Origin of the sequence: Cellulomonas cellasea (assembly GCF_006538745.1) — a bacterium.
Taxonomy (GTDB): domain Bacteria; phylum Actinomycetota; class Actinomycetes; order Actinomycetales; family Cellulomonadaceae; genus Cellulomonas_A; species Cellulomonas_A cellasea.
Genome location: NZ_BJLR01000030.1, coordinates 284,428 through 297,757, shown reverse-complemented (window position 1 = coordinate 297,757; position 13,330 = coordinate 284,428). Strand labels below are relative to the sequence as shown.

General features: G+C 76.7%; 14 protein-coding genes. 11 read left to right on the top strand and 3 right to left on the bottom strand.

The features are described from left to right. Nucleotides 1-68 precede the first annotated feature (68 nt). Both CCE01nite_RS16590 and rpmB read right to left on the bottom strand, forming a co-directional pair. Nucleotides 69-602: a GNAT family N-acetyltransferase gene (locus CCE01nite_RS16590; RefSeq protein WP_034632159.1), complete on the bottom strand. Its 534-nt coding sequence runs from the start codon at nucleotides 600-602 to the stop codon at nucleotides 69-71. 107 nt (nucleotides 603-709) lie between these two features. Further along, complete coding sequence (gene rpmB / locus CCE01nite_RS16585) at nucleotides 710-901, bottom strand: 50S ribosomal protein L28 (RefSeq protein ID WP_034632165.1); 192 nt, start codon at nucleotides 899-901, stop codon at nucleotides 710-712. Nucleotides 902-1,235: 334 nt separating this feature from the next. On the opposite strand from rpmB, the gene CCE01nite_RS16580 reads away from it, so the two are divergent. From CCE01nite_RS16580 to mutM, 11 genes are all read left to right on the top strand, one after another. Beyond that, entirely contained in the window at nucleotides 1,236-2,948 is a 1,713-nt protein-coding gene (locus tag CCE01nite_RS16580; protein WP_034632169.1) for a DAK2 domain-containing protein, read from the top strand. Between the two features lie 97 nt (nucleotides 2,949-3,045). Beyond that, a complete protein-coding gene (locus tag CCE01nite_RS16575) occupies nucleotides 3,046-5,319 on the top strand; it encodes an ATP-dependent DNA helicase RecG (RefSeq protein ID WP_034632172.1) in 2,274 nt (757 codons plus the stop codon). A 100-nt stretch (nucleotides 5,320-5,419) separates the two neighbouring features. Then, nucleotides 5,420-6,112, top strand: a complete 693-nt coding sequence (locus CCE01nite_RS16570; RefSeq protein ID WP_034632175.1) for an ABC transporter ATP-binding protein — start codon at nucleotides 5,420-5,422, stop codon at nucleotides 6,110-6,112. After that, on the top strand, nucleotides 6,109-7,722 hold the full coding sequence (locus tag CCE01nite_RS16565; RefSeq protein WP_141372708.1) for a DUF6297 family protein: 1,614 nt from the start codon (nucleotides 6,109-6,111) through the stop codon (nucleotides 7,720-7,722). The genes CCE01nite_RS16570 and CCE01nite_RS16565 overlap by 4 nt, the downstream gene beginning before the upstream one ends. Continuing rightward, a complete protein-coding gene (gene rsmD, locus CCE01nite_RS16560; RefSeq protein ID WP_052104498.1) occupies nucleotides 7,719-8,360 on the top strand; it encodes a 16S rRNA (guanine(966)-N(2))-methyltransferase RsmD in 642 nt (213 codons plus the stop codon). Before CCE01nite_RS16565 ends, rsmD begins: the two co-directional genes overlap by 4 nt. A gap of 112 nt (nucleotides 8,361-8,472) precedes the next feature. After that, nucleotides 8,473-8,976 carry a pantetheine-phosphate adenylyltransferase gene (gene coaD, locus CCE01nite_RS16555; RefSeq protein WP_034635179.1) on the top strand — a complete coding sequence of 168 codons (504 nt, stop codon included), beginning with the start codon at nucleotides 8,473-8,475 and terminating at the stop codon, nucleotides 8,974-8,976. 2 nt (nucleotides 8,977-8,978) lie between these two features. Further along, nucleotides 8,979-9,488 (top strand): hypothetical protein, encoded by a 510-nt coding sequence (locus CCE01nite_RS21445; RefSeq protein WP_034635177.1) that lies wholly within the window; start codon nucleotides 8,979-8,981, stop codon nucleotides 9,486-9,488. A 91-nt stretch (nucleotides 9,489-9,579) separates the two neighbouring features. Further along, nucleotides 9,580-10,176 carry a YceD family protein gene (locus CCE01nite_RS16545; protein WP_174774707.1) on the top strand — a complete coding sequence of 199 codons (597 nt, stop codon included), beginning with the start codon at nucleotides 9,580-9,582 and terminating at the stop codon, nucleotides 10,174-10,176. Between the two features lie 2 nt (nucleotides 10,177-10,178). Further along, nucleotides 10,179-10,376 (top strand): 50S ribosomal protein L32, encoded by a 198-nt coding sequence (gene rpmF / locus CCE01nite_RS16540; protein ID WP_034635175.1) that lies wholly within the window; start codon nucleotides 10,179-10,181, stop codon nucleotides 10,374-10,376. Between the two features lie 49 nt (nucleotides 10,377-10,425). Beyond that, nucleotides 10,426-11,262, top strand: a complete 837-nt coding sequence (rnc, locus tag CCE01nite_RS16535; RefSeq protein WP_084142989.1) for a ribonuclease III — start codon at nucleotides 10,426-10,428, stop codon at nucleotides 11,260-11,262. Between the two features lie 3 nt (nucleotides 11,263-11,265). After that, nucleotides 11,266-12,189: a bifunctional DNA-formamidopyrimidine glycosylase/DNA-(apurinic or apyrimidinic site) lyase gene (gene mutM, locus CCE01nite_RS16530; protein ID WP_034635170.1), complete on the top strand. Its 924-nt coding sequence runs from the start codon at nucleotides 11,266-11,268 to the stop codon at nucleotides 12,187-12,189. A gap of 134 nt (nucleotides 12,190-12,323) precedes the next feature. Here the strand turns inward: mutM and CCE01nite_RS16525 are convergent, their stop codons facing one another. Further along, nucleotides 12,324-13,268, bottom strand: a complete 945-nt coding sequence (locus CCE01nite_RS16525) for an NAD(P)-dependent oxidoreductase (RefSeq protein WP_034635167.1) — start codon at nucleotides 13,266-13,268, stop codon at nucleotides 12,324-12,326. Nucleotides 13,269-13,330 lie beyond the last annotated feature (62 nt).

The following is a 13,330-nucleotide window of genomic DNA, read 5'->3' as shown; positions in this document are numbered from 1 at the left end:
CCACGCCGCGCGGTGCGGCCGGGTGCGACCGCCTCGCGCGATGAGCCCGGTGTCCCGCGCCGGAGGCCTCAGTGCGCGCCGGGGCGGCGGTAGCGCACCTGGAGGAGCTCGATGCCGCCGACCGTCTCGTAGCGCTCCGTGCCGTCGGCCTGGAAGCCGTTGCGGCGGTAGAAGTGCCGGGCGCGCTCGTTCGCGGCTGCGACCCACAGCGAGATCGCGGCGCGCCGGTCGACCTCGCCGACGACCGTGCGCATGAGGTCGCGTGCGACGCCCTGGCCCCAGCGCTGCGGGTCGAGGTAGACGGCATAGATCTCGAGGTCGAGGCGCCCGGCGTCCTCGTCGCGGCTCGGGCCCAGCGTCAGGAAGCCCACGACCTCGGAGCCGGCCTGCGCGAGCCACGTGCGCACGTGCTGCTGCGGGCCCTCGCGCAGGTCCTGCTCCCAGCGGCGGGCCCGCGCCTCGAGGTCGAGCGACTCGAGGTAGTCCGCCGGCAGGATCCCGACGTACGCCTCCTGCCAGGACCGCACGTGCACGCGCGCGATGGCCTGGGCGTCCGACGCGTCGGCGACCCGGACGGTGACTTCCTCGATCTGCTGCACCATGGGCTCACGATGCCACACCGTGCGGGCAGCACGAAGGCCCACGAGATGACGACCTCGTGGGCCTTCGGTGACGGCCGAGCGGCCGTCAGGCATCCGGGGAGCTGCGGTCAGACCGCGCGCTGCACCTTGCCGGCCTTGAGGCACGACGTGCAGACGTTGAGGCGCTTGGGGGCACCCGCCACGACGGCGCGGACACGCTGGATGTTCGGGTTCCAACGGCGCTTGGTGCGCACGTGGGAGTGCGAGACGCTGTGCCCGAAGCTCGGGCGCTTGGCGCAGACGTCGCAGGTGGCAGCCACGGTCTTCTCCTGGTTCGGTCGAGCACGCCGCTCTCGCGGCGAAGTCTGGGTCGGATGGTGCGCTCCGCACCGTCCGTGAGGACGACGTGGGACCGTGCGGGACGGACCTGCACCACCTGCGCCCGGCGGCGGACCTGCCGGGCAACCTGGAAAGACTAGCCCATGCCCGAGCCACGACCCAAATGTCGGCGGGATGGGGCATCGTGTGGGCACGCGTCGCGCGGCGACGGCCGGTGGCCCGCGCGCGACGTCGGAGCGGGACGCGCGGAGACGAGCAGGACACGCACGCGAGCGGGTGCGCGGGGGCAGGTCGAGGAGAACGGGGCACGGGCGGTTGGAGCGGCTCGACGGGACGGCGCTGCGCGCGTGGGCGGCCGCCGCGACCACGGCGCTCGCCGCCGCGCGCGCACGGGTCGACGCGGTCAACGTGTTCCCCGTCGCGGACTCCGACACCGGGACCAACGTGTACCTCACGGTCGCGGGGGGCACCGAGGCGCTCACGCGGGAGGAGCCGGGGTCCGCGGGTCCGGGCGCTCCGCCACGCGGGGGCGAGGGCGCCGCGTCCGGGGACGACGGGGCTGCGCCCTCGGGTGACGTGCCGGACGGCGAGGCCCCCGGTGGGCCGGACCGGACGGGTGCGGGCGTCGAGCCCGGTGCCGACGTGGTCGCGCGGCGCTTCGCCCACGGGGCGCTGCTGGCGGCGCGCGGCAACTCGGGCGTCATCGTGAGCCAGTACCTCGCAGGCCTCGCGCGCACCCTGCCGGCGACGGCCGGGCCGGTCGACCTGGCGCGGGCGCTGACCTCGGCGGCGCACGCGGCACGGTCGGCGGTCGCCGAGCCGCAGGAGGGCACGGTCCTGACGCTCGCGGAGGTCGTCGCCCGGTCGGCGACGTCGGCCGCGGACCGGGGGATGGGCCTGGGCGACGTCCTGGCGGCCGCGCTCGCAGACGGGCACGAGGCGCTCGGCCGGATCAGCGCCGAGCACCCCGTCCTGCGGGCCGCGCACGTGGTCGACGCGGGGGCGTGCGCGCTGCTCGTGCTGCTCGACGCGCTCGGCCGGGTCGTCGCGGGCGAGGGCGACGGGATCGCCGACCTCGACTGGCTGCCGGCGGCGGGTGCCCACCCGCACGGGCGCGACGCCACCGCCGGCCCGGACGGCGAGGCGGCCACGCACGGCCCGGGCGAGGGTGGCGGGGCGTACGAGGTCATGCTGCTGGTGCGCTCGTCGGCCCCGGCGGACGGCCCCGCTCCGGCGCCCGACCTCGCCCCCGAGCTGAGCGCGCGGATGCAGGCGCTCGGCGACTCGGTCGCGGTCGTCGGCGGGGACGGCCTGTGGCACGTCCACGTGCACACCGACGACCCGGGGCGCGCCGTCGTCGAGGCCGCGCTGGGTGCGCGCGACCAGGTCGTCGTGCGCCTGCTCGTGGACCGGGCCGCGACCGGGCTGCCCACGGGGCTGGGCGTCGTCGCGTGCACGGGCTCGGTCGACCTCGCCGGTCCGCTCGCGTCGCTCGGCGCCGTGACGCTCGTGCGCTGCGACGGCGCGGGAGTGACCGAGCGCCACCTCGTGCGGGCGGTCACCGACACCGGGACCTCGCACGTCGTCGTCCTCCCGGGCGACGAGGCGACGGCGGGGCTCGCGCGCCGGTGCGCCGAGGCGCTCGCGCCGGCTGGCCTCACCGTGGACGTGCTGCCCGCGCTCGACGAGCTGCGCGTCACGGTCGGCGCCATCGCGCTCGCGGGCTCCGACCCGGACGCCGGTGCCGCCGCGCGCGTGGAGTCGTGCCTGCGGAGCCTGCGCGGGCTGCGGACCGCCGAGGTGACGGACCCGGCGCCGGCGTCGGCGCTCGAGGCGGTCGACGCGCTGCTCGCAGGCCACACCGGGCCGTCGGGCGCCGAGACGCTCACGCTGCTGACCGGCTGCGACGTGACGGCCGCGGCGCGCGCCGAGCTCGAGGAGCACGTCGCCGAGCGGCACCCGCAGCTCACGGTGCTCGGGGCCGGACCTGCGGACGGGGTGCCGTCGTACTGGATGGGGGTCGAGTGAGCGTGCGGGCACGGGCGGGGGTCGGCGCGGCGGCCGAGGTGCGCTCGGGGCTGCCGGTGCCGGACGCGACGGCGGCGACGCGCGGAGGGGGTCGGCGATGAGCGTGCCGGACGACGCCGTCGTGCGTCCCGTGCCCCGGCTCGACGAGCCGCTGGCCCGCGTGCTGGGCGAGCGCAGCGCCGCGCCCCTCGCGAAGCTCGGACTGCGCACGAGCGGGGACCTGCTGCGGCACTACCCGCGCCGGTACTCCGAGCCGGGGGCGTTCACCGACCTCGCGCACCTCGTCGTGGGCGAGCACGTGACCGTCATGGCGGAGGTGCGGCAGGCGACGATCCGTGAGATGCGCTCGCGCGGCGGGGCGATGCTGCAGGCGGTCGTGACCGACGGCAGCCACCAGCTCCACCTCACGTTCTTCGCGAAACGGCGCGGCGCGCTGCGGCTGCACGAGACGCGCCTCGTCGCCGGCCGCACCGGGCTGTTCACCGGCGTCGTCTCGGACTACCGCGGGCAGCGCCAGCTCACGCACCCCGACTACCAGCTCATCGGCGTCGACGCGGACGACGAGGCGAGCGCGTTCCTCGAGGCGTCGCGCCCGATCCCCATCTACCCGGCGTCGGCCGCCGCACCCACGTGGCGGATCCAGCGCTGCGTGCGGACGGTCCTCGACCCGCTGACCGAGGACGACCTGCCCGACCCCCTGCCCGACGACGTGCGGGCCCGGCACGGGCTCGTCGGCCTGCGGCAGGCGCTCCTCGACGTGCACGAGCCCTACGCCGACGAGCACTGGAAGCGCGGGCGCGACCGGCTCCGGTACGAGGAGGCATTCGTGCTGCAGGCCGAGCTCGCGCGGCGCCGGTCCCGCGCGGTCGGCGCGGTCGCGACGGCACGGCCGCGGGTCGACGGCGGCCTGCTCGACCTGTTCGACGCGCAGCTGCCGTTCACGCTGACCGCGGGTCAGCGCGCGGTCGGGGAGGAGCTCGAGCGCGAGCTCGCCGCCGCGCACCCGATGCAGCGGCTCCTACAGGGCGAGGTCGGCTCGGGCAAGACCGTCGTCGCGCTGCGGGCGATGCTCCAGGTCGTCGACGCGGGAGGGCAGGCGGCGCTGCTGGCCCCGACCGAGGTGCTCGCCGCGCAGCACGCGCGGACGCTGCGGGCGCTGCTGGGCCCGCTCGGGGAGGGCGGGTTCCTCGGCGGCGCGGAGCAGAGCACCCGCGTCGCGCTGCTCACGGGGTCGCAGGGCGCGACGGCGCGGCGCGAGAACCTGCTCGACGCCGCGAGCGGCCGGGCCGGCATCGTCGTCGGCACGCACGCGCTGCTCTCGGAGACCGTGCAGTTCGCGGACCTCGGGCTCGTCGTGGTCGACGAGCAGCACCGCTTCGGCGTCGAGCAGCGCGACACGCTCCGGGCCAAGGCCGCGCAGACCCCGCACCTGCTCGTGATGACCGCGACGCCGATCCCGCGCACGGTCGCGATGACGGTCTTCGGCGACCTCGAGACGTCCGTGCTGACCGAGGTCCCCGCCGGGCGCAGCGGGATCACGACGCACGTCGTCCCCGCGGAGAACCTCGCGTGGGTCGAGCGGACGTGGCGCCGCGTGCGCGAGGAGGTCGAGCGCGGGGGCCGGGCGTACGTCGTGTGCCCGCGCATCGACCCCGACGAGGGCAAGGGCGCGCGGCGCGACGAGGGCGACGGCGCCGACCTGCTCGCCGCGGACGAGCTCGACCTCGACGGGCCCGCGGAGGCCCCCGCCCGACGGCCGCTGCAGGCGGTGCTCCAGGTCGCCGAGGAGCTGCGCGCGCTCCCGGCGCTCGCGGGCGTCGGCGTCGCCGAGCTGCACGGGCGCATGCCGCCCGACGACAAGGAGCGGGCGCTCGCGGACTTCGCGTCCGGACGCGTGCCGGTGCTCGTCTCGACGACGGTGATCGAGGTCGGGGTCGACGTGCCCGAGGCGACCGTGATGGTCGTGCTCGACGCCGACCGGTTCGGCCTGTCCCAGCTGCACCAGCTGCGCGGGCGCGTCGGCCGCGGGAGCGCCCCCGGGCTGTGCCTGCTCGTCGCCGACGCGCCCGAGGGCACCCCGGCGGCGACCCGGCTCGCGACGCTCGCGTCGACCGGCGACGGCTTCGCGCTCGCCGCGGTCGACCTCGAGCTGCGGCGCGAGGGCGACGTGCTCGGCGCGGCGCAGTCCGGTGCGGCGAGCTCGCTGCGGCTGCTGCGGGTCGCGCGGGACGGCGAGGTCATCGAGCTGGCGCGGACCGACGCGCGCGAGGTCGTCGAGGCCGACCCCGAGCTCGAGAGCCACCCGGCGCTGCGGGCCGCGATCGACCGGCAGCTCGCGGGCGAGCGCGAGGAGTTCCTCGACCGGGCGTGAGCCGTCGGGCGCGCGACGAGCTCGAGCGTGCCCCGGGATCGCCGGCCGCGTGGTCCCGGGCGGTCGGGGTCCACCGGGACGCACTGCGTAGTCTGTCGCCGTGTCGACCCCGCCCGTGATCCGTGCCCAGGACCTGCTCGTCGGCTACGGCGGCGAGCCGGTGTGCGCGCCCGTGACGTTCACGCTCGAGCCGGGCTCGGTGCTCGGGCTCGTCGGCCCCAACGGCTCGGGCAAGTCGACGATCCTGCGCGCCGTCCTCGGGCTGCTCGACCCCGCGGGCGGCACGCTCGAGGTCTTCGGCGCGGAGGTCGACGAGCGCCAGGTCGCGTACCGCACCCGGGTGTCGAGCGTGCTGGACGACGACGCGTACTTCCCTGCGCTGACCGTCGCGGAGCACCTCTACCTCACGGCGCGCGGCCACGGCGTGCGGGGCGCGCAGGAGGTCGTCGACGGGATCCTCGAGGAGTTCGGGCTCGCGGCGCACGCCGCGTCGCTGCCCGCGGCTCTCTCGTCCGGCCAGCGCCGGCGCCTCCTGCTCGCCGCAGGCTTCGTCCGCCCGCGCACCCTGCTCGTGCTCGACGAGCCGGAGCAGCGCCTCGACCGCCGCATGCAGGACGCGCTCGCGCAGCGCCTGCGCGACGAGCGTGCCGCCGGCGGCGCGGTGCTGCTCGCGACGCACGACCCCGGTCTGCTGCGTGCCGTGGCGGACGCCGCGGTGCTCGTGGGCGACGACGAGTCGCCGCTGCTGAGCGCCGACGAGGCCGCGGACGTCATCGCGCAGGCACCCCGGTGAGCGGCGCGACCGACGTCGGCCGGTTCGAGGTCGGCGAGCTGCCCCGGGGTCGCTCGATCCGCCGGTTCACGTCCGCGACCACGAACCAGCGCGCGGGCGCCGGGATCGGGGAGCTGCTCGGCGACGTCTACTACGCGGCGATCATGGCCGCGATCGGCATCGGGATCGCCCTGGGCGTCACGGGGACGCTGCGCGAGGCCCTGCCCGACGCGGACGCGGGCGCGGGCGCCCCGACGGTCTGGTCGCTGCCGGGGCTGAGCCTGTCCGCGCTCGTCGTCGCGGTCGTCGTCGGTCTGGCCGGCGTCGTGCTGTCGCTCGCCGGGCGGCTCGGGCCGGTGAGCGCGGGCGGTCCCGAGGCGACGTGGTGGCTGCCGCTCCCGGTCGAGCGGCGCGGGCTGCTGCGGCCCGCCGTGGCGCGCGTGCCCGCCGGCGCCGCGCTCGTGAGCGGCGTCGTGGTGGGCGTGCTCGACGCGGGCGTGCTCGCGGCGCCGGGCGGACGGGTCCTGTCGACCGTGCTCGCCGCGGCGCTCGGAGCGGCCGTCCTGGTGCTCGGTGCCTCGCTCGGGCAGACCCTCGACGTCTCGCGCCGCGCCACCTCGGTCGCCGGCGACCTCGTGCTCGCCGGGGCGGTGGTCCTCGCGGTGGCGAGCGGCGTCGCCGGGTGGCGTCCCGACGGGCTGCCCGCGGTCTCGCCCCTCGGGCTCGTCGGGCTCGTCGTCGTGGCGGGCGCGCTCGTCGTCGCGGTCGACCGCGGGCTCGAGCGGATCCCGTCGCGCTCGCTGCGCGCGGGCGGCGCGGTCGCGAGCCAGGCTGTCGGCGCGGTCGTCTCGCTCGACACGCGCGAGCTCGGCCGGGTGCTCACCGACGCGTCGCTGCCCCGGCGCCGGCGCGCGTCCCGCCTCCGGCTCGTGCGCGGACCGTCCTCGGCGCTCGTCGTCGCGGACGCGCTCGTCGTGCTCCGCTCGCCGCGCCGGCTCGTCCTGCTGCTCGCGACCGCGCTGGTCCCGGCGCTCGTCGGCACGGCCCCCGAGCTCGCCGGTCCCGTCGGCTTCGCGATCGCGCTCGTCGTCGGCGGCTTCGTCGCGACCACCACGGCGGCGGAGGGCGCCCGTCGCGCCGAGATGGCTCCCGTGCTCGACCGGCTGCTGCCGCTCGGGGCCCGCGACGTGCGGCTGCTGCGCATGGTCGTGCCCGCGGGCGCGATGGCCGCGTGGTCGCTCGTCGCGTTCGGCGTCGTCGGGCTGTGGCACCAGGACGTGCCCGGCTGGCTCGCGCTCGGCGTCGCCGCGGTGCCCGTGTGGGCGGGTGCAGCGGTCCGCGCGGCGTACCGGCCCGCGCCCGACTGGTCGGCCCCGCTCATCGCGACCCCGATGGGCGCGATCCCGACGGGCGTCACCTCGGTGCTCGCGCGCGGGCCCGACGTCCTCGTGCTGGGCCTCGTCCCGGTGCTGGTCAGCGTCTTCCTCGGGCGCGTGCACCCGGAGGTGGTCGTGGTCCAGACGGTCCTGAGCCTCGTCGTCGTGGCCGTCGCCACGACCACCACGACGCTCGCCGAGCGCCTGGGCCTGTCGGGCGAGAGCCCGGCGGCGGCCCCCGGGGGTGCCCGGTGACGCGCGTCGTGGCGGGGACGGTCGGCGGCCGCACCCTCGACGTGCCGCCCAAGGGCACGCGCCCGACGAGCGAGCGCGTGCGTGAGGCGCTCTTCTCCCGGCTCGGGCACCTGGGCGTGCTCGACGGCGCGCGCGTGCTCGACCTCTACGCGGGATCGGGTGCGCTGGGCATCGAAGCCGTCAGCCGGGGAGCCGCGCACGCGACGCTCGTCGAGCACGCGCGCGTCGCGGCGGACGTCTGCCGGCGCAACGTCCGGGCGCTCGGGCTCACCGACCGCGTCGCGGTCGTCGCCGAGCGGGCCGAGCGCTTCGTCGGGCGCCCCGCCGTCGCGCCGTGGGACCTCGTGCTCGTCGACCCGCCCTACGAGGTGTCGGACGACGACCTCGCGGAGGTCCTCCTCGGCGTGGCGGGCGCGCTCGACCCGGACGCGGTGCTCGTCGTCGAGCGCGCCGCCCGCAGCACCGAGCCGACCTGGCCGCCGGGCGTCGAGCGGTTCGACGTCCGCGCGTACGGCGACACGCGCGTGTGGTTCGCGGAGCCGGCGCACGCCGGCTCGGACAGCGGCGCGGACCGCGGGCCCGAGGGTGACCACGACGGCGACGCCGACGGGGAGGACGCGGCGGCCCACCGAGCGTGACCGGGAGCGCGCCGGGCTGCGCCGGGCTGCGCGAGGTGAGAGCCACGCCCCGGCTCACCCGGGTGAGCAGCGGTTCCGCGCGTCCGGGAGGGCCCTCGCGTAGGTTGGCCGCGTGACCACAGCCGTCTGTCCCGGGTCGTTCGACCCGATCACCCTGGGCCACCTCGACGTCGTCCGCCGTGCGCGCTCGATGTTCGACGAGGTCGTCGTGGGCGTCGCGAGCAACTCCTCGAAGTCGGCGCTCCTGGGCGTCGAGGACCGCGTGCGGCTCGCCCGCGCGGCGGTCGCGGACCTGCCGGGCGTGCGCGTCGAGCCGGTCGTCGGCCTGCTCGCCGACTTCGTGCGTGCGCAGGGCGCGGTCGCGGTGGTCAAGGGGCTGCGCGGCGGGGCGGACTTCGACGCCGAGCTGCCGATGGCGCTGATGAACCGGCACCTGTCCGGGGTCGAGACCGTGTTCGTCGTCGGCGACCCGGCGCTCGCGCACATCGCGTCGTCGCTCGTGAAGGACGTCGCCCGGTTCGGTGGTGCGGTCGAGGACCTCGTGCCCCCGGCCGTGGCGCACGCGGTACGGGAGGCGCTGGGCGTGCGCCCGGCGCCGGGAGGGAGCACCGGATGAGCATGTACGACAACCCCGACGCGCACGAGCAGGACCGGACGCAGCCCGAGGGGCTCACGGGCATCCTCGACGCGCTCGCGTCGGCGGTCTCGAGTGCGCGCGCGATGCCGATGTCGTCGTCGGTCCTCGTCAACCGGGCGGAGCTGCTCGACCTCGTCGAGCAGGCGCGCGACGTGCTGCCCTCGCAGCTCACGCGCGCCGACGAGGTGCTCGCCGACGCGGACCAGGCGCGGGTCGAGGCCCAGGCGGACGCCGACGCGCTGCTGGCCCGGGCTCGGGAGCGTGCCGCGCAGCTCGTCGACGCCGAGGAGGTCGTCGCGCAGGCACGCCAGCGGGCCGCCGAGATCGTGCGCGAGGCCGAGCAGACCGCCGAGATGCTCAGCCGCGACGCGGACGACTACTGCGACCGTCGCCTCGCCGACTTCGAGATCGACCTCGGGCGGGTGCTGAGCCAGGTCCAGGCGGGCCGGGCGAAGCTCGCGGGGCGGCTCTCGGGCACCGAGGACGACTGAGCCGGCTGACGCGCCGACGGTTTGGGCGAGCGCCGCCCGTACCGTACTGTTGTCCGTTGGTCCTGCCGGTCAGGCGTGACCGAGACACCTCATGACGGGAACCTGGACCGTGCAGCGCGCGACACACCTCGATCCCCGCTCGCCGTTCGTGCTCGACACACACGAGCTCGGCCGACGTCCGGGATCGATGCGGACCGTGCAGCGGACCGTCCCGGCACCCGAGGACCTCGGTACCGACGTGATCGGCATCCCCGCCGGGAGCGACCTCGAGCTGGATCTTCGGCTCGAGGCGGTCATGGAGGGGGTCCTGGTCTCCGGATCCGTCCGTGGCCAGGCGGTCGGGGAGTGCGTGCGCTGCCTGGAGGAGGTCGTCGAGGACGTCGACGTCACCCTGCAGGAGCTGTACGTCTACCCGGACCGCGCCGCCGTCGCGCTCGAGGACGGCGACGACGACGAGGACGTGCGTGAGCTCGAGGGCGACCTGGTCGACCTCGAGCCCGCGCTGCGCGACACGGTGGTCCCTGTGCTGCCGTTCCAACCGCTGTGCGGGCCCGACTGCCCAGGACTGTGCTCCGAGTGCGGAGCGCGCCTGGCGGACGACCCGGACCACACGCATGAGATCCTTGACCCTCGGTGGGCCGCGCTCGGTGGCCTGACGAGCACGCAAGACGACACGAAAGAGAGCTAGCCGTGGCTGTTCCGAAGCGCAAGATGTCGCGCAGCAACACCCGTGCGCGTCGGTCGCAGTGGAAGACCACTGCCACCGCGCTCGCCACCTGCCCGCAGTGCAAGGCGCAGACGCGCCCGCACACGGCGTGCCCCTCGTGCGGCACGTACAACAACCGCCGCTACGTCGAGGCGATCCGTAGCGAGCACGAGGTCGGCTGACGCCGACGTCGCCGGCCGTGATCCGCGTGCACACGTCACTGACGCCCGCATGAGCCTCGCAGCCGCCCAGCTCGTCGAGAAGCTCGGGGTCCTCCTGGACCCCGAGCTTCTCGTGCTGTCCCTGACGCACCGGTCGTTCGCGCACGAGGCCGGCGGGATCCCGACGAACGAGCGCCTCGAGTTCCTCGGCGACACCGTGCTCGGGCTCGTCGTGACCGAGGAGCTCTACCGCGGGCACCCGTCGCAGTCCGAGGGCGAGCTCGCCAAGATGCGCGCCGCGACCGTCTCGCAGCGGGCGCTCGCGTCGGTCGCGCGCGAGCTCGACCTGGGCGCGTACGTGCTGCTCGGCAAGGGCGAGCTCGCGACCGGGGGCCACGACAAGGACTCGATCCTCTCCGACACGCTCGAGGCGCTGTTCGGTGCGGTCTACCTGGCGCACGGGCTCGAGACCGCACGCGGTGTCGTGCTCCGGCTCGTCGGCCCCACGCTCGAGGCGGCCGCCGACCTGGGCGCGGGGCTCGACTGGAAGACCAGCCTGCAGGAGCTCTCGGCCGCGCTCGGCCTGGGTGCGCCCTCGTACGACGTGCAGGGCGACGGCCCCGACCACGCGCGCACGTTCACCGCGCACGCGGTCGTCGGCGGAGAGGTCCGCGGCAGCGGCACCGGGCCGGCGAAGAAGCTCGCCGAGCAGCACGCCGCGGCCGCCGCGTACCGGGCGCTCGAGGAGCTGTCGCAGGCCGCAGCGCCGACACCGGCCGAGGCGGACCTCGACGACGTGGCTCTGGCCGGCGGCGCGGTGCGCGGCGCGGACGGGGACGACGGGTCGGTCGAGGGCCTGACCGGCGGGGTCGACACCCCCGTCGCGGCGCCCGCACCCGCTCCCTGAGCCGTGCCCGAGCTGCCCGAGGTCGAGACCGTCCGTGACGGCCTGGCCCGTCACGTGCTCGGCCGCACGGTCGCGACGGTCGAGGTGCACCGCGACTACAGCGTCCGCCGCCACGTCGGCGGGCCGCTCGACCTCGCGGGCCGCCTCGCCGGGCGCCGGTTCGAGGCGGCGGTCCGGCGCGGCAAGTTCCTCTGGGTCGTGCTCGACGCACCCGGCGCCGAGGAGCCCGACGCGGCGCTGCTCGCGCACCTCGGCATGAGCGGGCAGCTGCTCGTGCGCTCGGCGGCGGAGCTCGAGCAGGGTGCCGCCCACCCGCACCTGCGCGTTCGCGTGCACCTGTCCGACGGCGGCGCGGTCGACTTCGTCGACCAGCGGACGTTCGGGCACCTGTCGGTCACCGACCTCGTACCGACCCCCGACGGGGCCCCGGGCGGCCTGGGGTCCGACCTGCCGCTGCTCCCCGAGCCCGCGGTGCACATCGCGCGCGACCTCCTCGACCCCGCGCTCGACCGGGACGACCTCGTGCGCCGGCTCCGGGCCAGGCGTACCGGGCTCAAGCGCGCGCTGCTCGACCAGACGCTGGTGTCCGGGATCGGGAACATCTACGCCGACGAGGGCCTGTGGCGCGCACGCCTGCACTACGCCCGCCCGACCGAGACGCTCCGGCGACCGGAGGTCGAGCGTGCGCTCGACGGCGCCGCGGAGGTCATGCGCGCCGCGCTCGCGCAGGGCGGCACGAGCTTCGACGCGCTCTACGTCAACGTCAACGGGCAGTCCGGGTACTTCGACCGGTCCCTCGCGGTGTACGGGCAGGTCGGCAAGCCGTGCCCGCGGTGCGGGACGCTCGTGCGGCGCGACGAGTTCATGAACCGCTCGTCGTTCACCTGCCCGGTCTGCCAGCCGCGGCCCCGCAACGCGCGGTTCTGAGCGGTCCCGGCGGCTGCCGCCGGCCCGGCCGACCGCGGTGCGTCGTCCCGTGGCCCGGCCGACCGCGGTGCGTCGTCCCGCGGTCCGTCCGTCCGCGGTGCGTCGCCCCTCGGCCAGGCCCGGGTCCCTCCGGCTCAGCGCGTCACGGTGTTGCGCAGCGAACGCCCGGCGACGAACAGCGCGAGGTTCTCCGACAGCAGCCCGCCCGGGTCGACGGGCCGGCCGCCCGCGGCGTGCGGGCTGACGATCACGCGGCGGTCGGCCCACAGCGGCGAGTCGGCGGGCAGCGGCTCGGTCTCGAACACGTCGAGCGCCGCACCGCCGAGCCGGTCGCCGCGCAGCGCGTCGAGCAGCGCCGCCTCGTCGAGCGTCGAGCCGCGACCGACGTTGACGACCCACGCGTGCCGGGGGAGCCGGGCGAGCACGTCCGCGTCGATCGCGTGCCGGGTCGCCTCGGTCGCCGGGAGGATCGCGACCAGCACGTCGGTGGTCGGGAGCGCCCGGCCCACCTCGGACGCCGCGAGCACGGGGTAGCCGGCCCGCTCGCCGGCTGTCGTCGCGACGCCGGTCACGTGCGCGCCGAGCGCGGTCAGGAGCGGGGCGAGCCGCGTCGCGATGGACCCGAAGCCCCACACGAGCACGTGCGCGCCCGAGAGCGTGCGCAGCGCGTCTGCGGGACGCCCGGGATGGTTGCCGGACAGCTCGCGCGCCCAGCGGTGCTCGTCCTGCGCGCGCACGAGGTCGGGCACCGCGCGGATCCCCGCGAGGAGCAGCGCCAGCGTGTGCTCCGCGACCGGGTCGTCGTGCAGCCCGCGACCCGAGGTGACCACGACGTCGTCCGCGAAGCCCGCGCCCAGCACGGCGTCGGGACCGGCGGCGAACGTCTGGACCCAGCGCAACCGGTGCAGGCGGCGCGCGGCGTCCTCGAGCACGCGGGCGGGGCTCGCCCAGACGACGAGCACCTCGGCGTCCACGTGCTCCTCCGGGACCGGCTCGCGCGGGTCGTACCAGGCGGCCTCGACGCCGTCGGGGAGGGTCGGGGCCAGGTCGAGCCCGGTCGGGATCAGCGCCTTCGTCATGGGGTCCTTCGGTGTGCGTCGAGGGTCGTGGGCCGCCCGGCGGCTCCTGCTCGGTACGATGC